The organism is Sphingobacterium sp. xlx-96 (assembly GCF_011007365.1).
GTDB classification, from domain to species: Bacteria; Bacteroidota; Bacteroidia; order Sphingobacteriales; family Sphingobacteriaceae; genus Sphingobacterium; species Sphingobacterium luzhongxinii.
Window position 1 is genome coordinate 17,956 of sequence record NZ_WFKM01000012.1, and the last position, 20,985, is coordinate 38,940.

At 40.2% G+C, this 20,985-nt stretch carries 26 protein-coding genes; 10 read left to right on the forward strand and 16 right to left on the reverse strand.

Going from position 1 to position 20,985, the window contains the following annotated elements:
* Nucleotides 1-49: 49 nt before the first annotated feature.
* Complete coding sequence (locus G7B20_RS15220; RefSeq protein WP_164112282.1) at nucleotides 50-727, reverse strand: MarR family winged helix-turn-helix transcriptional regulator; 678 nt, start codon at nucleotides 725-727, stop codon at nucleotides 50-52.
* Between the two features lie 10 nt (nucleotides 728-737).
* On the reverse strand, nucleotides 738-1,202 hold the full coding sequence (locus tag G7B20_RS15225; protein WP_164112283.1) for an SRPBCC family protein: 465 nt from the start codon (nucleotides 1,200-1,202) through the stop codon (nucleotides 738-740).
* Nucleotides 1,203-1,324: 122 nt separating this feature from the next.
* On the opposite strand from G7B20_RS15225, the gene G7B20_RS15230 reads away from it, so the two are divergent.
* Nucleotides 1,325-1,891, forward strand: coding sequence for an RNA polymerase sigma factor (locus G7B20_RS15230; protein ID WP_164112284.1), 567 nt, complete (start codon nucleotides 1,325-1,327; stop codon nucleotides 1,889-1,891).
* 2 nt (nucleotides 1,892-1,893) lie between these two features.
* Nucleotides 1,894-2,709, forward strand: a complete 816-nt coding sequence (locus G7B20_RS15235; protein WP_240466022.1) for an anti-sigma factor domain-containing protein — start codon at nucleotides 1,894-1,896, stop codon at nucleotides 2,707-2,709.
* 61 nt (nucleotides 2,710-2,770) lie between these two features.
* Here the strand turns inward: G7B20_RS15235 and G7B20_RS15240 are convergent, their stop codons facing one another.
* Together G7B20_RS15240 and G7B20_RS15245 are read right to left on the reverse strand one after the other, a co-directional pair.
* Complete coding sequence (locus G7B20_RS15240; protein ID WP_164112285.1) at nucleotides 2,771-3,601, reverse strand: ferritin-like domain-containing protein; 831 nt, start codon at nucleotides 3,599-3,601, stop codon at nucleotides 2,771-2,773.
* Between the two features lie 21 nt (nucleotides 3,602-3,622).
* Complete coding sequence (locus G7B20_RS15245; protein ID WP_164112286.1) at nucleotides 3,623-4,339, reverse strand: ferritin-like domain-containing protein; 717 nt, start codon at nucleotides 4,337-4,339, stop codon at nucleotides 3,623-3,625.
* A 286-nt stretch (nucleotides 4,340-4,625) separates the two neighbouring features.
* On the opposite strand from G7B20_RS15245, the gene G7B20_RS15250 reads away from it, so the two are divergent.
* Nucleotides 4,626-4,976 (forward strand): bleomycin resistance protein, encoded by a 351-nt coding sequence (locus tag G7B20_RS15250; RefSeq protein ID WP_164112287.1) that lies wholly within the window; start codon nucleotides 4,626-4,628, stop codon nucleotides 4,974-4,976.
* On the opposite strand, the gene surE is transcribed toward G7B20_RS15250, so the two are convergent.
* On the reverse strand, nucleotides 4,977-5,705 hold the full coding sequence (gene surE, locus G7B20_RS15255; protein ID WP_164112288.1) for a 5'/3'-nucleotidase SurE: 729 nt from the start codon (nucleotides 5,703-5,705) through the stop codon (nucleotides 4,977-4,979).
* A 113-nt stretch (nucleotides 5,706-5,818) separates the two neighbouring features.
* On the opposite strand from surE, the gene G7B20_RS15260 reads away from it, so the two are divergent.
* Complete coding sequence (locus G7B20_RS15260) at nucleotides 5,819-6,730, forward strand: diacylglycerol/lipid kinase family protein (protein ID WP_164112289.1); 912 nt, start codon at nucleotides 5,819-5,821, stop codon at nucleotides 6,728-6,730.
* A 35-nt stretch (nucleotides 6,731-6,765) separates the two neighbouring features.
* On the opposite strand, the gene G7B20_RS15265 is transcribed toward G7B20_RS15260, so the two are convergent.
* From G7B20_RS15265 to G7B20_RS15310, 10 genes are all read right to left on the reverse strand, one after another.
* Nucleotides 6,766-7,134, reverse strand: coding sequence for an SPW repeat protein (locus G7B20_RS15265; protein WP_164112290.1), 369 nt, complete (start codon nucleotides 7,132-7,134; stop codon nucleotides 6,766-6,768).
* A 127-nt stretch (nucleotides 7,135-7,261) separates the two neighbouring features.
* The gene (locus G7B20_RS15270) at nucleotides 7,262-7,525 is read right to left on the reverse strand and encodes a hypothetical protein (RefSeq protein WP_164112291.1); all 264 of its coding nucleotides are present in this window, start codon (nucleotides 7,523-7,525) and stop codon (nucleotides 7,262-7,264) included.
* 155 nt (nucleotides 7,526-7,680) lie between these two features.
* Complete coding sequence (locus tag G7B20_RS15275; protein ID WP_079640579.1) at nucleotides 7,681-7,866, reverse strand: CsbD family protein; 186 nt, start codon at nucleotides 7,864-7,866, stop codon at nucleotides 7,681-7,683.
* A 97-nt stretch (nucleotides 7,867-7,963) separates the two neighbouring features.
* Nucleotides 7,964-8,293, reverse strand: coding sequence for a hypothetical protein (locus tag G7B20_RS15280; RefSeq protein WP_164112292.1), 330 nt, complete (start codon nucleotides 8,291-8,293; stop codon nucleotides 7,964-7,966).
* A 14-nt stretch (nucleotides 8,294-8,307) separates the two neighbouring features.
* Nucleotides 8,308-8,499 carry a hypothetical protein gene (locus G7B20_RS15285; RefSeq protein ID WP_164112293.1) on the reverse strand — a complete coding sequence of 64 codons (192 nt, stop codon included), beginning with the start codon at nucleotides 8,497-8,499 and terminating at the stop codon, nucleotides 8,308-8,310.
* Between the two features lie 115 nt (nucleotides 8,500-8,614).
* On the reverse strand, nucleotides 8,615-8,854 hold the full coding sequence (locus G7B20_RS15290) for a hypothetical protein (RefSeq protein WP_164112294.1): 240 nt from the start codon (nucleotides 8,852-8,854) through the stop codon (nucleotides 8,615-8,617).
* 58 nt (nucleotides 8,855-8,912) lie between these two features.
* The gene (locus G7B20_RS15295; RefSeq protein WP_164112295.1) at nucleotides 8,913-11,054 is read right to left on the reverse strand and encodes a catalase; all 2,142 of its coding nucleotides are present in this window, start codon (nucleotides 11,052-11,054) and stop codon (nucleotides 8,913-8,915) included.
* Nucleotides 11,055-11,233: 179 nt separating this feature from the next.
* A complete protein-coding gene (locus tag G7B20_RS15300) occupies nucleotides 11,234-11,596 on the reverse strand; it encodes a YidH family protein (RefSeq protein WP_164112296.1) in 363 nt (120 codons plus the stop codon).
* 46 nt (nucleotides 11,597-11,642) lie between these two features.
* Nucleotides 11,643-12,380, reverse strand: coding sequence for a DUF72 domain-containing protein (locus G7B20_RS15305; protein ID WP_240466023.1), 738 nt, complete (start codon nucleotides 12,378-12,380; stop codon nucleotides 11,643-11,645).
* Between the two features lie 37 nt (nucleotides 12,381-12,417).
* Nucleotides 12,418-12,915 (reverse strand): hypothetical protein, encoded by a 498-nt coding sequence (locus tag G7B20_RS15310; protein WP_164112297.1) that lies wholly within the window; start codon nucleotides 12,913-12,915, stop codon nucleotides 12,418-12,420.
* Nucleotides 12,916-13,191: 276 nt separating this feature from the next.
* Here G7B20_RS15310 and G7B20_RS15315 point away from each other — a divergent pair, with 276 nt between their 5' ends.
* Together G7B20_RS15315 and G7B20_RS15320 are read left to right on the forward strand one after the other, a co-directional pair.
* Nucleotides 13,192-13,698, forward strand: coding sequence for an RNA polymerase sigma factor (locus G7B20_RS15315; RefSeq protein ID WP_164112298.1), 507 nt, complete (start codon nucleotides 13,192-13,194; stop codon nucleotides 13,696-13,698).
* A 91-nt stretch (nucleotides 13,699-13,789) separates the two neighbouring features.
* Nucleotides 13,790-14,545 carry a Ku protein gene (locus G7B20_RS15320; RefSeq protein WP_164112299.1) on the forward strand — a complete coding sequence of 252 codons (756 nt, stop codon included), beginning with the start codon at nucleotides 13,790-13,792 and terminating at the stop codon, nucleotides 14,543-14,545.
* Here G7B20_RS15320 and ligD read toward each other — a convergent pair.
* A complete protein-coding gene (gene ligD / locus G7B20_RS15325) occupies nucleotides 14,537-16,963 on the reverse strand; it encodes a DNA ligase D (protein ID WP_164112300.1) in 2,427 nt (808 codons plus the stop codon). The two genes, G7B20_RS15320 and ligD, sit on opposite strands and share 9 nt — an antisense overlap.
* A 186-nt stretch (nucleotides 16,964-17,149) precedes the next feature.
* Here ligD and G7B20_RS15330 point away from each other — a divergent pair, with 186 nt between their 5' ends.
* The 4 genes from G7B20_RS15330 to G7B20_RS15345 all read left to right on the forward strand — a co-directional run bounded on the left by G7B20_RS15330 (nucleotide 17,150) and on the right by G7B20_RS15345 (nucleotide 20,834).
* Nucleotides 17,150-17,749 carry a hypothetical protein gene (locus G7B20_RS15330; protein ID WP_164112301.1) on the forward strand — a complete coding sequence of 200 codons (600 nt, stop codon included), beginning with the start codon at nucleotides 17,150-17,152 and terminating at the stop codon, nucleotides 17,747-17,749.
* Nucleotides 17,750-17,770: 21 nt separating this feature from the next.
* Entirely contained in the window at nucleotides 17,771-17,932 is a 162-nt protein-coding gene (locus G7B20_RS15335) for a hypothetical protein (RefSeq protein ID WP_164112302.1), read from the forward strand.
* Between the two features lie 224 nt (nucleotides 17,933-18,156).
* Nucleotides 18,157-18,537: a hypothetical protein gene (locus G7B20_RS15340; RefSeq protein WP_164112303.1), complete on the forward strand. Its 381-nt coding sequence runs from the start codon at nucleotides 18,157-18,159 to the stop codon at nucleotides 18,535-18,537.
* Between the two features lie 164 nt (nucleotides 18,538-18,701).
* Nucleotides 18,702-20,834 carry an ATP-binding protein gene (locus tag G7B20_RS15345; protein WP_164112304.1) on the forward strand — a complete coding sequence of 711 codons (2,133 nt, stop codon included), beginning with the start codon at nucleotides 18,702-18,704 and terminating at the stop codon, nucleotides 20,832-20,834.
* The last annotated feature ends 151 nt before the right edge of the window (nucleotides 20,835-20,985 follow it).

The following is a 20,985-nucleotide window of genomic DNA, read 5'->3' on the forward strand; positions in this document are numbered from 1 at the left end:
ACTTAAATAGTTTATTTATGAACTTTTATGATGAGTGTCAGCACGCACACTAGGCTGGCTTAATTTGTGCTTCTTTATAGGTTTGGTAGGCGACATCAAGTAATGAATCATTATCTAAGCTTTGCATATATAATGCATGATGGAAGTCATTAAGCTTATTTAGAAGCTTAATCAAATCCATTTTCTCTCTATTTGTTAAGTTGCCTGTCACAATACTTGTGGCTCGTCTGATACGGCCCATCTGATCATTCAATATCTTAATGCCTTCTTCTGTAATCATCACGACCTTACTGCGTTTGTCGGTACTAGATTCCCGTTGACTCACCAAGCCTAAATTGATCAGACGATTGATAGTCTGCATGCCTACAGGTTTCTCATGTATATTTCGCTTTATAAGCTCCATTTTACTCATCGCACCGAAAGCTTGCAAGTTTATCAAATAAATAAACTCTTCCTGAGTTGAAAAAGCAGAACCTGCAATCGCTGATTTTGAATAGCTCTTAGCATAACGGTTCATATGTACGAGCATCGTACTGATAACGCTTTCTGCACTTCTCCCTTTCTCCTTACCAATCCAAAGAGGTTCTATTTCCAAATCATTGCTAGGGGACTTATCCGAAATCCAACGTTCAAAACCTTGTATATTTTGGGGATAGCCGCCTTCTACTGCCCCCTCCTCGAACTCTTCTAAAAGTCCGATAACATCTTTCATTAAACTATAATTCATACTAATAAACTTATTGTCGGCCGTTGAACACTTCTTCTAAAACCTGATATCGGTAATCAAATATCTCTTTCAACTTCTTTTTTACAAATAACGAATGAACCAGTCGACCTAAAATACCCATAGGCAATATATAGCGTACGCTGTCTTTCATAAGGACACCATCACTATTGGGAATGAATTGATGCGTATGCTCCCATTTTTTATACGGCCCTCTTTCTTGAAAATCTACAAAACTCCTTTTTGTATCCACATGAGTGATAAGCGTTCTCCAACGCATAGGCACTCCGAATATCGGAACCACTCTATAATCAATATACATCCCTTCGTAGATCGTCTTTTGAAGGTCTCTGGATAATACCTCAAATTGCATGTTTCCAGGAGTAATATTTGTTAAATTATGGGGATTGGAAAAAAAATCCCAAGCCGTATCAACATCGCAGGATAATTGTTGCTCTCTAAATAACAGATATTCCATGTGTAGAAAAAAACTAAACCATCAAAAACAAGTACAAATATATACTATAATAATTTAATACGCACCCGTAATAGATGTCTTATTCCCAATTCTTTTTATTAGCTTTGTTAAAACAATAAACCTTGAGTCCAATAAATTACTTGTCTGAAGATGATCTGATTGACCTTTTGAAAAAGAAGGATCAGCGTGCATTTCATTATCTTTATGACAATTATGCTGGGGCGCTCTATGGTGTTGTATTACGGGTAGTCACAGACAAGATTTATGCAGACGAAGTGCTACAGGACACCTTTGTCAAGATATGGACTCATGGCTACCAATTTGACCGAGAAAAAGGAAGATTGTATACCTGGATGTTAAATATAGCTCGCAACGCAGGTATAGATTATATTAAATCTAAGCGTATCCGCAACGATCAAAAAAACCAATCGCTCCAAGATATCGTAAATAGTGAAGAAAAACTTAGTTTTGCGAAGACCGATCTGGAAGAGCAGCTAGGCCATATTGGGATCAGTTCGGTGATTGATAAATTAAAACCTGAATGGCGGATACTTATTAAAATGGCCTATTACGAAGGTTATACACAACAGGAGATAGCAGAAGAGCTTGAGATACCTTTGGGTACGGTAAAGACTCGAGTAAGAGCGGCATTAATGCAATTAAAGTTTGTTTTAAAGGAGTACAGGTAATTGTGGATATAAAAGAGTACATATCGTCAGGGATCATTGAATCGTATGTGATGGGCCTTGCTTCTGAAGAAGAGGTAAGCGTCTTGGAATGCATACGCCTAAAGCATCCCGAGGTCGAGCATGCTATCCAAGAGGCTCAAGTGCTATTAGAAGACCTAGCGACAACACAAGCAATAGAGCCCGAGCCCCATTTAAAACAATCTATATGGAATAAAATACAGGAATCGGAAGATAGTACGATTCGGGTAGACGACTCTTTTGATAGACAGAATGTTGTTCCAGTGGAAACAATGCTCTCCGAAAAGCAAGGAAGTACATTCCCTAAAAGCTATTTCGTAGCTGCCTCTGTTGTATTAGCTCTTAGTGTCATGGGTAATATCTATTTCTATCAACAGAATAGCCAAATGGACATCAAACTGGATGAAATGGCGAGCATACAACAAGAGACTGAACAAAAACTTGTTGAATCTGAAAAACAATGGGCTTTGATAAGTCGTCCCACGATGAAGACCATTACTTTAAACGGTGTAGAATCGCGTCCCTCCCTGAAAGCACTCGTACTATGGGATAGTCAAGAATCTACACTATACCTATCGGCAGCATCCCTACCTAAAGCGCCAAGGGGCAAACAGTACCAACTCTGGGCCATAGTTGACGGTGTACCTGTAGATGCGGGGGTGATACCTATTCAAAATGTTGAAGCACTGGTACGCATGCGCAATATCGAGCAAGCCCAAGCTTTTGCAATAACACTGGAAAAAGAAGGTGGTAATCCGACACCTACATTGACCGAAATGTATGTCATCGGTAATATATAGCATATAATAAAAAACCATCTCATAGAGATGGTTTTAAAGGATAAAAAAAACTACAACTAGACTAACTTTTTATAAATAACTTCGCGATATCTAATACGGCAGTCGCAGCTAATGGTTCGTCAAAAGATTGTGTAGCCGAATCAAGTGACAACTTACCCATAATTCCATTTAACCCCGTGATATCGACCCCTGCCTGTAGCTTATTGTCTTCACCCGCATAGACAGCATCCACAACAGCTCCTATTCCCGAGTCATTTGCCCCGGTGATCCATGGTTTTTGCATCGATGCAGCACCTCCTCTAGCCCGACGCATCTGCCGGATATGCGATGCGTGTCTAGCCTCCACGGAATGAATCTGCAATGCAGCGGTAAGCACCACTTTATTGCCTTTTAATATACCGGCCTGTCCCTTGTAAGCTCGTACGCCGGTATCTTCGAAAGCCTGCGCCAAGGCAAGAAAGGTATCATAATTTGAAAACACATTCGCAAATGTACCTCCAGCAGTAAAATCAAAAGTGGGTTTAGATACGGCATTACTCCCTAGAACCTGCTTCAAAAAGTTAACATGGGCAATTTCATGATCACGGATGGTTGTGATCGCACCCATAGGCTTGCCCGTAGGAACGAGATTGGATGCAGCAGCGCCTAATGTATAATATTCAGCTTCTAAATATTCCAAGGTTAACGCATAATTTAGCACGCCATTTACATCCGTTGGCGTCTGCCCATACGCACGCTTGAATAAATCATTTAATACGAAAGGCATCGCGGCAATACCAACCTTCTTACCAAAGGACATCATATTACGGATAGCCGCTCTACGTGGGCTCACACGCTCGTTGAACTCAGGGTCAACCTGTGTTACTTGATCAAATATGTTGAACAAATTCATGATTACTAAATTTTAATGTGACTAATAAGTAGGAAGATCCTTTGCGTCTATCTTTGTTTTTATAAACGGTGCCGCTGCCTGTAATACCACGGTAGGACTCTTCGCGACGTCCAACCCATTACTATCGACTACTTCTTGATTTGCAAACGTACCATTATCGATAAGATCCCTTACCAATGCCGCGTGTCTTGCTTCTACTGATACGATCTTACCCGCCAATAATAAATAGGCTTCATTTTTAATGAGCCATCCTGCCCCATTGTAAGCGGCAACACCTAAATCTTCAAACGCTTTGGCTGTTGCCAATACACTATCCCTAGATGAGAAATTTACTCCCGAAAAATTAAATTCTAAATTAGCTATTGCACCTTTACCTAATGCTGCTTTGAAAAACTCACGATGGGCCACTTCATGATTTCGAATATCCGTAAACAGCGTTTTCTCCCAATCGGAAATCCCATTATATGGTTTGTTTGCTACTTCAATATAAAAGGCTGCCTCCAATTGCTCTAAGGCATATGCATAATTGAGTATAGCTATATCTCCACTACCCATGTAAGATCCATTTCCACTCATGTCTGGAGTATCATTATCCCGTTTGCAACTGTAAACCCCCATTAAAGCCATACTAGCTACCCCTGCTCCTGCTAGCTTAAGAAAATTTCTTCGCTGAAGCGATTCGCCTGTTCTGGGAATGATTTCCTCTTTCAGGCATTCATTTGAGATTGTCTTGTTCATAACTCTTTCTTTTTATTGTTTATAAATGTCTTTCCTCCTCATATACGAAGTCTCCTCCTACTTGGATTTTTATTTTTTACATTTTTTTAAACAATAGAATGGAGATACATATTCGTCTTCATGAGAATATTGAATTGTAGAACTTATCAACAAGACAATCATTTAGTTGGTCGGATTTGTTTGCTTTTTATTAGATTTGAATGAGGTCTCTATAGCGACAGAATCGCAATATTTAATGATTAGATGTTGAGGATAGAAAAATTTAATAATTTAACTAAAGTATCATATGCTGACAGGAATACATCCAAAACTACCGATGCGGGACAAAACAGCGACGAAAAGGTTTTATCTCGATAATCTAGCCTTTGAAGAGCTCGGTGACTATAGCGACTATCTCATGGTAGGTAAAGATGATATAGAAATTCACTTCTTTAAGTTTAAGGAGCTTAATCCCCTAGATAACTACGGAATGGTGTATATCCGGACTACGGAAATACACACACTCTACAGTAATCTTTTGGAAAATAAAATTCTAATTCACCCGAATGCTCCATTGCAGAAAAAGCCATGGGGACAATGGGAGTTTTCCTTGCTCGATCCCGATCATAACCTACTGACGTTTGGACAAAGCTTTTGATTAACTATGGGCTAGTTTTTCTTTCAAGGTTGTTTCATCCGTCAGATCGAGGCGCAACGGCGTAATCGATACAAGATTATTCTCTACCGCCCAACGATCCGTACCCTCCTCTGCGGGTTCTAACGGCTTCACGGTAAACCAATAATGTTTGCGCCCTAGTGGATCAGTGCCCGGTATGATGGTACCATCGTACAGGCGTACCGATTGTCGGGTCCAGGAAATGCCGGTAGGCGTAGCAGGAAAATTAACGTTATATAATGCTAATTCGATAGGTGGTAATAACAAATTGAGGGTTTGGTCTACGTAAGCTTCCAATGCTTCAAAGTCAGGCTCAGTGTTCCCGACGGGCGTACTGAGGGCAATGCCTTTTATGCCGAACAAGACGGCTTGCTTGGCAGCAGCCAATGTGCCTGAATGCCACATCGAATTACCCAGGTTTGGCCCCATATTGATACCGGAAAGTACCACATCCACATCGCTCCACAGATGCATGCCCATGGCTACACAATCGGCAGGAGTACCATTGACCCGGTAAGCCTCTATATCTTTAAACTCTATGGGCGATTTCTTATAGCTCAACGGGCGTGAGTGTGTAACAGCATGTCCCATAGAAGACTGTTCAATATCGGGGGCTACTATCTTTACGTTCCCAAACTTCATAGCGACTTTGGCTAGGGCAGCTATCCCGGGGCTATATATGCCATCGTCGTTAGTGATTAATATTCTCATAGTTTTTTAAAGTATATGTTCGCGAAGGAACAATGAATATTTGCTTTCTATAAATATTTGATATAGTAAAGAACAAATAGCAGGCTCAAACGTTCATTCAAAAACCCTTTTAAATGGAGCAATCAATCTTATTACATAACCCTGGAGCGGGAGACGAGGAACATCTGAAATCAGATCTCATCCGCTCTATTGAAAAGGAAGGATTTGGATGTATATATTATTCGGTAAAGAAAGATGATACATGGACGCAACAATTGGATCGCGCGGACTTCGCTATTGTTGCAGGCGGTGACGGCACCGTAAGAAGAGTGGCCAAAGAACTTGTAAAGAGGAGTCTTCTGGAAAAGAAAATTCCTTTGGCAGTACTACCTATGGGAACAGCGAATAATCTAGCCTTTGCCCTAGGGATAGATAGCACAGTAAAATATAAAAGCCATATAAAAAAATGGAAAAAGAGTATAAGACAACCATTTGACGTAGGGGTCTTGCAAAATGCAAGCGGTACGGATTTTTTCCTTGAAGGTGCAGGTTTTGGTGTGTTTCCTCATCTGATCCAACAGATGGACAATATCCTGGAAAGCGATACGGAGAAAGCGAAAGATGAATTAAATCTGGCGTTTGAGACCTTGCATACACTCATCTTAGACAGTCCTGCCGAAAACTACTGGTTGAAAACAGATAAAGGTATACACGAAGGCAGATGTATACTATTGGAGATAATGAACATCCCCTCTATTGGTCCTAATCTCCTGTTAGCACCACAAGCTGCTATGAACGATGGTCTACTAGACGTAGTCCTTGTGGAAGAAGATCAACGTGAAGATTTTGCAGCTTATATCAAGAAAATAATGAAAGGTAAAACGTCTGCATTTCCCTTTAAAACCTTTAAAACTAACGCCGTGAGTATTGATTACACCGGTACCTATATGCATATAGATGATGAACTAATGCTTACCTTGCAAGGCCCTATCACGATAGAGGTGCGTGAAAATGTATTGGAATTCCTGACACCGGCAACCGGGTAATTAACAAGTAACTGGCCAAAAATAGGTCTAAAATTCTAGCTGTGGGAAAACTCGGAATCGGTGCTGAGGCTGGTCAATATTCCAGAGCCTAGCAATATAATACCTATAAAAACATGAAAGAGAAAGGTCTGTCCACTAAAGCCAATAAGCCAGGGTGAGATGATCAAAAAAACACCTACGACCTTATCTATCAATAAATGTAGTTTCAAATGTACCGCACGGATAATACCACCTTCATACACCGTAAAAAAATTCACTAGGGCCAACAATATAGCAACGAATAGGCTAACACACTTGGCCGTAATACCGTCTGTATAGATAAATAAGGACGGGCCTGCTAAAAGAATTAAGACAACAGTGTAGTCAATGTACACATGTAGTATAGGTGAGATTAGCTTCTTCATAAGTACAGTTTCAAGATTAAATATTTGGCAACTTACTTTACATACCAAAAATCGGCATTATTTACGTAATGAGCTAATAAACAAGATGAAACGCGTAGTTAATACAGCTAAATAAGTATTTTAACCTCTAATCCGTTATAAATACTACCCCGGCCAGTTCATAATCTCTAAGGTTATCTATTGCATCTTGTATCCATAAAATCATTGGTTGATTTAAGGGTGCTCGGTATCCCCTATTTGTTAGTTTATCAATATATTGGTTTACATTATCGACCTCTTCGGGGTACCAATAGATCTGCCGATCCGAAAGCTCGTTATTAGATGTCAGGGCGTTATAGCCTTTTTGCTTTAGTTTATTCAAAAGCACGTGCGTCACTTTTTTGAATTCCATCCCCATAACTTTTTACCCTTTTAAAAAACATATGATTAATATACTGTTTGCGAGCACAGCATATTATTTGTAATAAAAGTGGTGCTTCCTAGGAAGCACCACTGATTGGTATACTGCTTATACTGTTAATAGACTTTTGCAACCAATAAGAACCATTATAAATCGTTCAACCAACTTTCTACCTCATCTTTGGTCTTACCGGTTTTTTTCTGCAGTCTTCCCAATAATTCGTCCTCTTTACCTTCAGCGTACAATAGATCATCATCTGTGAGATCCGCATACTTTTGTTTGACTTTTCCTTTAAGTTCGTTCCAACGTCCTTTCCAAGTTAATTCGCTCATAATGTTTCTCCTTTTATTAATGTAAATTTTAATTGTTGTTATCTTTAGAACAGCTGTCTTATAAAAACGTTCATAAATTTTTTATTTTTAAGAATAATTAAATCAATAAAATCTTTGAACAGCGAATAAGAAGCTCTTTTTGCTTAAATTTTTCCCGTAACTCTTCTCTGAGATTGCGCCAGAAGGCGTCTTCCCTATCCGAGGCCATCACTTCATATATAATTAATTTATCTTCCTCATAGCCTTTATCGGGATTACTCCACATACCTGTAGAAGGTGACCGCTGATGTATGGTGACTCCATCAAATTTTTTGAATAAGGTGTCACGCAGTTCACTGAAATATTCTTCTGGAAATTTAAGACCACCTTGGTCCATTAAAGGCAGGAATATTTCGAATAGATATTTACTTTCTTCTGTATTAGCCATAATTATTGAACCTATTAATTATCGATAGGGGCTGGCGTTGGCGGGATAATGCTATCTGTTGCACTATCTGATGTGTCTGTAGGAGCATTATATTGATTTACGGGTTCACGTTCTTGAGTATCGCTGCCGTTTGAATCGTTTCTATTTGTGCAAGCGCTTAAGCTAAAAGCAAACAGTATTATAGTCAGGAATTCTATCTTTTTCATAAGTGTATCATCTTAAAGTTTGGTAAATAACAGTTTATTCAATTAGTAGTGGGTATTTATCATTTATACTATTGCCAACTGATATAGTATTCAATTGGCAATAGTATTGATTTGATTAATCGTGTCCCTGTGTTTTTACAATTTTGTTGTAAATGCCAAACAATAGAAATGGAGCAACCCATTGACCAACAAATAGTGAAGTGTGCTTATGCCCCATACATTTAAGAGCCAATGAAGCAGCCATAGCTGTTACAGCTGTACACAAGTATACCTTGGAAGGGATCTTTGCGGTTTGATTCTCAATCTCCTTAGTCATCTCCCCTTCTTTTAAGTTTTTGTTTTCTAAATTTTCCATAGTCATTATATTTTGAAGTTTAAAAAATTGATAGCATATGATTTTTCGATGGGTAGGCTTACAACATTTGATCTTGGCGGAGTTCTCGGTTCCAATTGCGATGCATAGCAATAGACTGTATAAAGGTGTCGATATCGCCTTCTTCCTCTAATAAAATCACGCCTGTATCCCCGTCGGCCAAGGTCATGTACATCGGATCATACTCTTCTGTACTTCGATGCCCAAAGGCAATAGCCTTATTATGTTTAAAAGCATCATCAATATAGCCCTGAGCTGCGATGTTAAGGTATAGACGGGACCTACTTTCCTTGCCACCTACGATATAGATCGCATCAAACAATACCGAATCCATGGTTAAAAAAGTGTAATCTACTTTTACAGTTTGACCTGCCTCAGCCTGTAGCTCACCAAATTTGCTTGCTATCAGAAACAGCTCGGCTCCCTCCTTTTCTAAACGCATTTTTACCTGTTGAAATTCGTCAAAGTCAAAACCTTCCGCAGCGAGGGCTGCTACTTTACGCGTCTTGATAGAATTATAAGTACAATGATACTCTACGCTGAGCGAAGGAAATACGTTTTCTTCATCGTAATTGGGCAATATGGGGTAATTCTCGAAAATCTGGGCTGCAGTCTGTAAGGTCTCATCCGATAAACCCTGTGGCACTAAGACTCCCAACCGATCCGCAACTATCTGTGCAAGGTTGGTATCGATCACGACCAAAATACCCATATATCTTTGCCGAACTTCTTCTCGCGTTACCTTACCCAGTTCAAAACTAAAAGCATCCTGAATATGCTTTTTACCAATATCGGTCTGACTGTGATAAAACATCCGAGCTTGTGTAAAGTGATCGGCAAAGGTTTCACTTCGTCTTCGCACTTTGTCACCTCCCGTAATAGCCGTATCGCTTTCAAAGGTGGTCTCTCCCTGCATCATGGCGGATAGATAAGGGCAACCACTTCCCGGCGTAGAGTGCGGATTGTAATTGGCTGCCTCTTGTGGTACCTCATGCCGCATCATCCCGTCACGCCTAAAATTTTGAATGGTATTTTTGGGTCTATTGATGGGCAATTCGTGGAAGTTTGGCGAGCCCAAGCGGCTCAGCTGTGTATCTAAGTATGAAAATAATCGTCCTTGCAACAAGGGATCGTCTGAAAAATCTATTCCAGGTACCAAATGTCCAGGATGGAAAGCGGCTTGTTCTGTTTCTGCAAAGAAATTATCCGGATTTTTGTTTAATTCCAGCGTAGCGATGTATTGGATAGGGATCATTTCTTCGGGAATAACCTTCGTTGCGTCCAATATATCGAATTCTAATGCTGCTTCTTGTTCTGCTGTAATAACCTGAACTCCGAAATCCCATGTCGGGTAATTTCCAGCTTCAATAGCATCCCATAGATCCTCGCGGTGAAAATCAGGATTCTTGCCACTTATCTTCTGCGCTTCATCCCATACGACTGAATGTACTCCTAGCTGAGGTCTGAAATGAAATTTAACAAATACGGATTCCTTCTGTGCGTTAATTAATTTAAAAGTGTTTACGCCAAAGCCCTGCATCATCCGGTAACTGCGTGGAATAGCCCGATCTGACATAAGCCACATGACCATGTGCGCCGTCTCGGGCATGAGAGAAGCAAAATCCCAGAAGGTATTATGTGCCGAGGCAGCTTGCGGAATCTCATTTCGTTGCTCGGGTTTTAGCGAGTGTACTAGATCCGGAAAATTGATAGCATCCTGAATGAAAAATACAGGCATGTTATTCCCAACCAAGTCAAAAATCCCTTCATCTGTATAGAATTTGATTGCGAAACCTCTGACATCCCTAGCCAGATCAGTAGATCCGCGGGATCCTACCACAGTGGAAAAACGCACAAATACTTCTGTTTCTTTATTGGCGTCGGTGAGGAATCCGGCCTGTGTAAACTCTGGGATAGGCGTATGCAGTTTAAAAACACCGTGTGCTCCCGCTCCCCTAGCATGGACCACCCTTTCAGGAATACGTTCGTGATCGAAATGAAAAATCTTCTCTCTAAATAGGAAATCCTCAAGCAGACTTGGACCTCTACTACCAGCGCGGAGCGTATTGAAATCATCTTTGATATGCAACCCCTGATTGGTAGTTAATGCTCCATCTTTATTGCTGTCTTGGGAGGTCTTAACTTCTTTTGAGTCCGAAACCTTCTCGTCGTTTTGTTTCATAGCAGATGTAGTTTATATGGTAACTGCCTTATGTACAGGCGAGCGCAGGAAAGGTTGTATTCGAATAAAAAAGGGGTAGTTATCCTCCCCCTCTACCGTATTAATACGACTGATTACGGTGCTTGTCTGTAAAAGATAAACAGTCCTTTTTGCTATCGCTTTTTGGAGAAGACCGCTGCTTAAAAGCTATCTATTAAATACCAACTCAAAATAAAGCCTATTGTAACCATCAAAATCGCTACGATACTGATGATAGACGAGCCTGGTTTATACTCACCAGCTTCTATTTGCTTACCAATCCTACGATATTTTAAATAGGCTAAAAGCGCTGTTATAGAACCAATAACAACAATACTTGTTCCGACTATCCCTGAGTAACCATGTGATTCGGTGGCATTTGCCTGAGGATTTAACATCGTCGTGATCTGGGTCATAAATAACGAAAACTTTACGACCACAAAACCAAAGCCCATAATCCCAAGACTAGTCCTTATCCAAGATAAAAATGTTCGCTCGTTTGCAAGATGATCATTAGCATTCATACGCTTTTACGGGTTATGTAAATTAAGAATTAACGTTTTTTTGATATTATCTAGTAGAGGTAATCTGCTTCAGTGCTTTCGCATTCTGCACTGCGTGGCCCTCCATATCGTTATTGAAATAGATATAGGCCTCCTTAACCTGACCATTGGCTTCGATATCTGTAGCAAGTTTTTTCAACTGCCTTTCAGAATAATCTGATCCATACAACTTAGTGTCTCCATGCATGCGATAATATATCCAAGATGTATTGACAATAACATCTGATGGCAGACTCGGATGGCTCATGCTGCAAAATATGATATTAGAAGCACCCAGTGTCGTATAAACATCTGTATTCCACCAGCTGGGATGTCTGAATTCCAGTACATTTAAGAAATTGGTATCTAATGATCGAATAATGAGCGCTAGCATTTGCGGCGAATAAGTCACGCTCGGAGGAAGCTGAAATAGTATAAATTGCAATTTCTCTTGCAATCCCTGCTGAACTACATTGTAGAATTCTGTCAATAGCGTTGAACTATCCGAAAATTTCTTATAATGGGTAATTAAGCGTGGAGCTTTGACTGTAAATCTGAAATGATCGGGACTTTTCTTGTACCAATTCTGGAGAAATGATAATTTAGGAAACCTATAAAAAGTCACGTTCAATTCCACCGTATCAAAATGTTGACAATAATAATCAAACCATTCTCGCTGCGGTAGTGTAGACGGATAAAAAGTTTCCTTCCAACTCTTATAGTAAAATCCAGAGCAACCTATCTTCCATCTAATCATTTCTCTCATGATCTCCCTTACCTTGTATTAATTATTGCATCCCTATTTAAAATCGCTTCTTTATTTTGCGGATCTCTTGTTGCATGTTAAAGAGCTCCGGGAGTGCCGTAAAGGAGAAATGTGTTATATCTTCCCAACGCTGTTCCTGGACCAGCTCGGCATAGAGCTGTATGCTTTTGTTGATATGCTCTTCAAACAACTGCAGATAATCACTTTCTCTCTCCACGTTGTAGTTCTCAAAACCTTTTTTCAACCGATCCAACAGTACATCTACATCCTTCTCGGAAAGCTGCAAATCTTTACCCTTACACAATTCCACAGCTCCCGCTTGGGTCTCTGTATAGTACGATTTCATGCGGAGACATAGCGCTTTTATTTCTTTATTATGACTGTGGGAATGCAGAAGATCAATCATGCCCAACCCCTCCGTGCGCATAAATACAATCGTACGGAGTACATCATATTCCCGTGGATCACTTTGCGCCTCTGAACGCGGCATCGGAATAATAAATAAAAACAACAATGCCCAAACCTCGATATTCATAACCAACTCATTTACATTAATATACTTTCACAAGTAACAATTATCGAAGTGATTTGTTCAACATTATCTTGTCATTCGAGGACAAACCGTACTTACAACAGCATTTGCACTGTTAAACACCTGCTATACGCCCAAATAAGTTAAATGGCCAACGTATTTTTTACCAGATTTACGTATATATATCCTTTCTCGGGCGACGAATACCTGAATTGGTGAAAATTAAAGCTTCTCGCATATTTTTTGTAACAGGCTTGGTACATCTAAAATAACTTCAACATGGAAAACAAAGATTTGAACCTACAGCTTGTTGAATACCGTTCGGTATTAAAAAGTCTCGCCTACAAGTTTACCAATGATCCTGAGGACATTCAAGACTTAGTACAGGAGACACTAATGCGTGCATTAAAATACGTAGATCAGTTTTTTCATAATCCACGGGTGATATCCTGGTTGTTTGTTATTATGAAAAACATCTACATCAATCATTATCGGAATCGCAAACATAGGCACCTTTATGAACATCAAAAGGTGTCGCAACTACAGGATCTAGGCTGCCATGAACCATTTACCGAGAATACGGTAGAAAAGAGCTTAGTACTAAAGGATGTAGAACAGGCACTGAAACAACTACCCACAGAACATAAAGAAATGTTTGAATATCACGTGCAGGGGTATAAATACAAAGAACTGTCGGAACTATACGGTCTGCCGGAAGGCACGATCAAGTCCCGCATCTTCTTGATACGGAAAAGTCTACAAAAACAGTTTTCGCACTACATGTAGTGGTGCATTAAGATTTAGGAGATGAGGCGGATAGGGTAAACTAATCCGCCTTTTACTTGTTTAATGAGGAAGAATAAGAAGGAGATTTATTATGAGAGCAATATGGACAGGAGCGATCGGCTTTGGCTTGGTCAATATCCCTATAAAGATCTACAGCGCCACGCAGAGCAGCAGTCTAGACCTGGATATGCTAGATCGCAAGGATCAATCCAATATCAAGTACAAACGGGTCAATGAAAATACCGGTAAGGAAGTGAGTTGGGACAATATCGTCAAAGGATATCTACTAAAAGACAAATATATCGTGTTGGAAGATAATGACTTTGAGGAAGCCAGTCCTGAGAAGAATAAAATGATAAACTTGCATTCCTTTGTCAAAATAGAAGAAATAGATAGTATATATTTCGAAACCCCCTATTATTTAGAGCCGGCAAAGGGTGGCGAAAAAGCCTATCAGCTGCTGCTTAAAGCACTCGAGAAAAGTAAAACAGCGGGATTGGGCTCTTTTGTGATGCGTAGTGTTGAAAATCTGGCTCTGGTCAGGCCTCACGGCAATCTATTATTGCTGAACAAGTTGCGTTTTGAAGAAGAGATCCGTAGTCCTGACGAACTACGGCTCCCCGCCGATACAAAAATGAAAAAGGAAGAAATGGATATGGCCCTACAATTGATAAAGCAACACTCGCAGGCCTTTGATATCTCTTCTTATAAAAATGAATACACCGCAGAGCTGCTTAAAATCATCAAACAGAAGGCCAAAGGCAAGCATACGTCTATCCGTAAAATCAATGTCGAACACACCAAGTCAACCGACTTATTGGAAAAACTTAAAGCCAGTCTAGCTTAATCGTTTCAAGGATTTTTTAATGTCAACGGGCTTGGTCCAGATGTCTGCCCAAGGATCCTTGACTTCCTTCACGCGCTTTAACATGCTCTTGATATTAAAAGTTTTGATATCTAGGCCTGGTCGCACTTCATCCCAAGTGAGTGGTGCACTGACAGTGGCTCCTTCCTTGGGTCTTAAAGAATACGGAGCAGCAATGGTCTGCCCTCTTCTATTCTGCAGAAAGTCAAGATAGATCATTCCTTTTCGTTTTTTAGGATCGCGTACAATACTGGTTGTATCCGCGCATCGCTCGTGCAGCATCTCGGCCAATAGCTGAATAAAATCGCGTACAATATCGTAATCATACTTTTTAGCAACATTTAGATAAATGTGTAAACCTGTGGATCCCGATGTCTTTATAAAGGATGACGCCCCCATCTTGTCCAAATACTCCTTCGCCAGCAGTGCTACGCGGATTACCTCTTCAAAATCGGCGCCATTGGGATCTAAATCCAGTACTGCGAAATCTGGGTTTTCTGGCTTCTTGTAAGTAGCGAGCCACGGGTTTATTTCAATAGAACCTAGATTGGCTATGTACAATAAGGTCGCCTTGTCATTGCAGACGATATAATCAATCTCCTTTCCTGTACTCTCGGCATGGATAGGTACTGTGTTTATCCAATCCGGTATTTTATCCGGGTCGACATCTTTTTGAAAAAAACTGTCGGCATCGATACCGTTGGGAAAGCGATGTAAAGAAATCGGTTTATCCTTCAGATACGGTAATATATAGTCTGCCATCTCTTCGTAATAAGCGATCATCTGTCCTTTAATATAATTGTCCTGTGGCCAGTATACCTTATCCAGATTGGTAAGCTGTACTGTTTTGCTGCCAATTGTAATACTTTCGTCTTTATTTTCCATATGTAATAATTCTTCGGATTCGATTTCCTGAGGTTTCTTATCGGTGCGTAACATCTTAAAAACAGGATGCCGTAAATGCCTATCTGCTGTCCATTCGGAATAATAGATCTCGCCGATAAGCTCGGGTTTCAACCAGGTCACTTCCTTCTCTTTTGCCACCTTTACCCCTTTTGCAAAAGGCTTTTTATCGGTTGTTATATCCTTCATCCGCTTGTAGATATTCTCCAATGACGCGTCATCAAACCCCGTCCCACAATTGCCGATATACGTCAACACATTATCTTTATACATACCTAACACCAGTGCTCCAAAATGCGATCTACTACCTTGTGGTTCGGTATAGCCACAGATAATGGCCTCTTGACTATATCTTAATTTGTACTTTACCCACTGCCCGCTACGTACCCCCTCGAGATAGCGGCTTTCTTTTTCTTTGGCAATAATCCCTTCCCAGTTTTGCTGTTCCGCTTTTTGCCGTAAGGTATCTGTATCGCCTTTCAATTCCTCAACAGGCTGAATCAGCTTGCGGCCCTTCAAGCGCTTAAACAATAGTAGCAGTAGTTCTTTACGTTGCGCCAAGGTGTATTCGGTAAGCACTTCTTTTTCCAAACTCAGGAGATCAAATACATAATAGCGGAGCTGCAACGCGCTCGGAATGGGTTCACCACTAGCGATAAGTTGAAAATAAGGATGTCCCTGCTTGTCTTCTATCACTAGTTCGCCATCTAGGCATACTTCCTTATCCAACGCTGCTAGCTCCTGAACGATAGAAGGAAATAAATGATTCATGTTTTTTTCGCTACGCGAATAAAGATATACTCCGTTTGGAGATCGCACGGCTATTATCCGGAAACCGTCATATTTCTTTTCATACACCCAATCATCTCCGGCAGGGAGCTTATCGACGAGCTTAGTAAGCATCGGTTTTGGAGGAGGCTGTTCCTTGAAAGCGATACCGGCCTCTTTGACGCTATCTGCTATCTGGTCCTCACTGTTGTACGGACTATCTGTTGCATATCGATCCTGATGCTTGATCAGCAGCCAAGCCTTCCCTTCATCGCCTTTCATCTGTACCAATGCAAATTCTCCTCGTAAAATATGTCCAAACAGTTTGAATTTCAACGATCCCTTGTGCCAATTCTTCAAAAAATCACCTTCATCCCTCGCCTCCAAAAACTCGTAATAACCCGAATCAAAAATATGAACTGTACCTGCTCCGTAATTCCCTTTGGGTATGCTCCCTTCAAATGAAGCATAATCTATAGGATGGTCTTCGACCTGCATGGCCAATCGTTTGTCTTTGGGATACAAGGACGGGCCTTTGGGTACTGCCCAGCTCTTTAATACGCCATCGAGTTCAAGTCGAAAATCGTAGTGTAGCCGTGATGCGTGGTGCCGCTGGACCACAAATCGCAGTTTACGCGCATTGCTACTTTTTTTTGACGAAGATGTTCCCTTGGGTTCATCGGTATTGTCGAAGTCACGCTTCTTGTTGTATGTCGTTAGCTTGGCCATATCCATATTGTATAGCAGCTGAACAATCGACCGTCCGGAAGGTTTTTAATACCCTTGAGGGGTAGACTACAGACAGGTATTTATCCCTAGTGTAGTGGGTACTTTATATCCAAATCGGGTATTTTATACCACAACCGGATGCAGATCGAACTGTTAAACCCTTACGTACACAAAATCAAAACAATTATGGCTGAACAAATTCCAGAACAGATCGAAGGCAAGGCCTTTGATTATTTTAAAAGCGTAGATTTTTCCACTGCCACCGAAGCCAATCAGCTTTTTGAAAAGGCAAAGATCAGGCTATTGGATGTCAACCATTGGGACGATACCACAGGAACACCATCTGCCACCTTTAAAATAAAAGATGAATACGGACTGGAACTCGATCGTCTGGTACAACAAGGCGATTACATACAAATAGATATACCCGGACCAGGGCTCCCGTCTTCCGAGGGATATGACTGGGTACGCGTAGAGTCCATCCATGAAGAATCTACTCCTAATAACCGTAAGATCTGTATTACATTGAGGCCTAGCCACGATCCTACCAGTGAAAATACCGACACAGCACATTTCTTTAAGCGCTTGGCTACCTCTTCGATTCTGATTGAACAAAAGAACAAACACATCTTTTTGCACTACGCAGGGCGGAATGAAGTGATCAATACAGACAACAGTTCATTGATGGACAATTTCAGGAATTTTATGGTAGGCCTAGGTGCCAAGATGGGGGCTTCGTTTCCCCAATGGAAGGCCTTGATTGAAGGTTTAGGAAATACCCATTAATATATATTAAACAATTTCAATATGAAAAAGCAAAAAACCACCAAAGTACAGCAGGAGAAGGAAAAGGAGTACAAAGATCGTAACACCAAAACGGAAGTAGAAAGCGATACCGGTAAGCGTCCTGAGAAAGATACCAATCCCCTGCCCCCCAATCCCAACAAAGTTGATAATCATGAAGATTAAAAAAAGTGGTGTTTCTTTAAAGAAACACCACCTACTATTAATCCAGCTATGGATAACAAGAACAACGATAGTAGCCAATGCTATAATACCATGGCTTCAAATAGATTGTTTGCTCATAGAACAGTAACAACCAGAAAACGTTTAAAACAATTTTCATTTAAAAACACAACCTTTATCCCTCTTGAGCGTTAGTGGGAATATTGACAGGATTAAAACCATAAACGATGAGAAATATAGATACATCAATTACGAGATATAGCCTAGGGCTCATCGTATTCAGTGTAATACCCGTAAAGCGCGATGAGGACTATCCATCTGCGAATGACGACGAGGAATATGTGGACGATAGTCAAGATACTAATAAGGATCCGGTTATAGGTGGTGCCGATGATGTATATCGGGATAATCCATCTAAAAGTTTACGTGATTCGGATCTTGTCGATGCTGATCCACTGCAGGAAGAACGAGGTGTGCCTCCAGAAAATGATGCAGATAATAAAGAAATAGAAGATGAGGACATCGCAACGCCTTATGAAGGCGACCAAAAGGATGCCAGCTTACACACGCTCAAAGAGGATGGTGACTCCTTGGACACCAATCAATAATCGCTGAATAGGGCTCATCATTTCTAACCTTCCTAATTCTTAGATTATTTTTTTCGCTTTGATTCGAGGTTGAACTAGCGCCCTACAAAAAAAATGACAAGGGAGATCTATTTGGTATTGCCATAAAATAGGTCTACCTTACATCCAAACTACACATCTATCACATGACTGAAAAAAACTCGATGAGTTCAAATTCTTTACATCCAATTGCGGTGAAAGCGCATGGGCAGTTTATAATAGCTGATATTACAAAAAAAATAATAGCTGTTAGTGAAAACTTATTGCCTATTGGAATAGATGTAAATCATGTGATAGGTAGTGAACTCGAAGCTTTTCTTCAACACCGATTTTCGTCTTTACACGAGCTGTCTTCGCTATTAAGTGACCCTTCCAAAATCAGCCCTAGTGGAAGAACTTTTGTTATAAAAGATGATATAACGGCTTACTATCTGCATGTGCATAAAACAGCGGAACAGTTATTCATCTGGATAGAAGAAAAGGTATCCGAAATTATATTTTCTTCTGAAATGAATGACTTCACAACGGTTGATACGGACACACAGTCCTCCATATGGTGTCAACTATTGGAAAATATACAACATATAACAGAATCCGATAACGTACTCGTGGCGCAGATTTTTGAAGATCGTACAAGCCGGATAATAGCGACGACAGATAAAGAGTTTGCATACCTAGAGAAACTATTTGCGAAGAGCTTTATCTCACAGGAACTATATGAGTTCTTTTTAAAGAACGAACTGATGTATATCCCTAACATGCAGAGACGTCAGCAAATAATCTTTTGTCAGGAGGCTGTGCAGACTATTCCCCTTGAATACTTGCCGCTACCCCAACAACCTAGATTCTCTAATTTAACTGCTGCAAAATCGACTTTCACCATCCCTATAATAATAAACAAAAGCCTATGGGGAATCGTAGTGTGTCTCCATCGAAGTCCTAAGCAAATAGATTATCAAAAGAGGATGCTTTGTCAACTATTGGTACAAAATGCCTCGATACGACACGACGAGATTTTGCAGAAGAAAGGAATTGAATTTGATAAGATTATTAAGGAGACAAAAAAGGAATTTGATGATCATGTTACGGATGGCCGATCGCTGAATTATTGTTTAGTACAACATATCGAGCGTATATCAAAACTAGCAAAAGCAGATGGTGTAGCTATTTATCATTATGGCGTGATCCGTAAATACGGTAGCACCCCTTCTAACATACAAATCAATCAAACTATCGATCTGATAAAACAACTCGATAAAAAGATTTTTAAAGACAACAATTTCAGACTTAAACGAAAACATCTTTTTACTGCGCCACTACCTATCGCCGGAGTTGCTGCCCTAAAGGTTGCCAATGACCAAGAGCACGTCATACTATGGTTTAGAAATGAAAGCAAAACTGCGCTGATGGAAATATGCGAACCTCTGGATGGCGATAACCAGGTGAAAAGTAAATGGGGCTTTCACCTAAAAGAAACAGAAATAGTGGATACCGCACCATTTTGGGATGAAGGAGATCTCTCTTTTATCCGGAGTCTTGACAAAATGATTACGAAAACGGTGCTCTTAGCAGCCAAGGAAGAAGCACTAATCAACCAGATGTTGATCACTACGAATAATGAACTGGAAATGATCACATACACCCTCTCTCACGATCTTAAAAACCCTTTATCGGTTGCCAAACTAAGTACGCAATTATTGCTAAGAAAACCTGATATATCGAGAGAAGTTCAAAATGAATGCATTTCAAATATACAAGCAGGCTTGGAAAGCATGGAAAGTCTAATCAATAAAACGGTCGCTTTTATGCGATCCAAACATACTTCCATCAAAAAAGAACAGATCGCTATACATCCGATGATAATTAAATTGTTCGAGGACAGCAAAAGGATCAATAACAATCTAAATTGTAAGCTAGAAGTCAGTGAGTTAACCCCTATCTATGGTGAAAAAAGTACGTTAAAACAGATTTTTTCCAATATTATAGATAACTCTGTTAAATTTAGCGGAGGCGAAGCTCCTGTAATTAGAATATCGAGCGACCAACAAGACGAAACAGTAGTATATCGAATAATTGATAATGGTATAGGTATACCATCCGATGAATTAAGTATGGTAAAAAATGCGTTTTATAAAGGTAAGAATGCATCAGCATACGCCGGCGCGGGTATAGGGCTTACATTGGTGAACCAATTGGTAAAGATGCTGGGTGGTTCGCTAGTGATAGAGAGTGCTTTGAATGAAGGGACCTCGGTGACCATAAACTTCCCTATTAAGTAAGAAATAGGATATACATACACACGACGCTCAACTATTCTCGATCTCGCATGTTCAATGGATACATCGTTAAATCAGAAAAGTTATGTTTTTATCCATTTTACTTGGCATTGTATTTATAATTGCAGTTTTTTATTTCATTATGCGTTTCAAA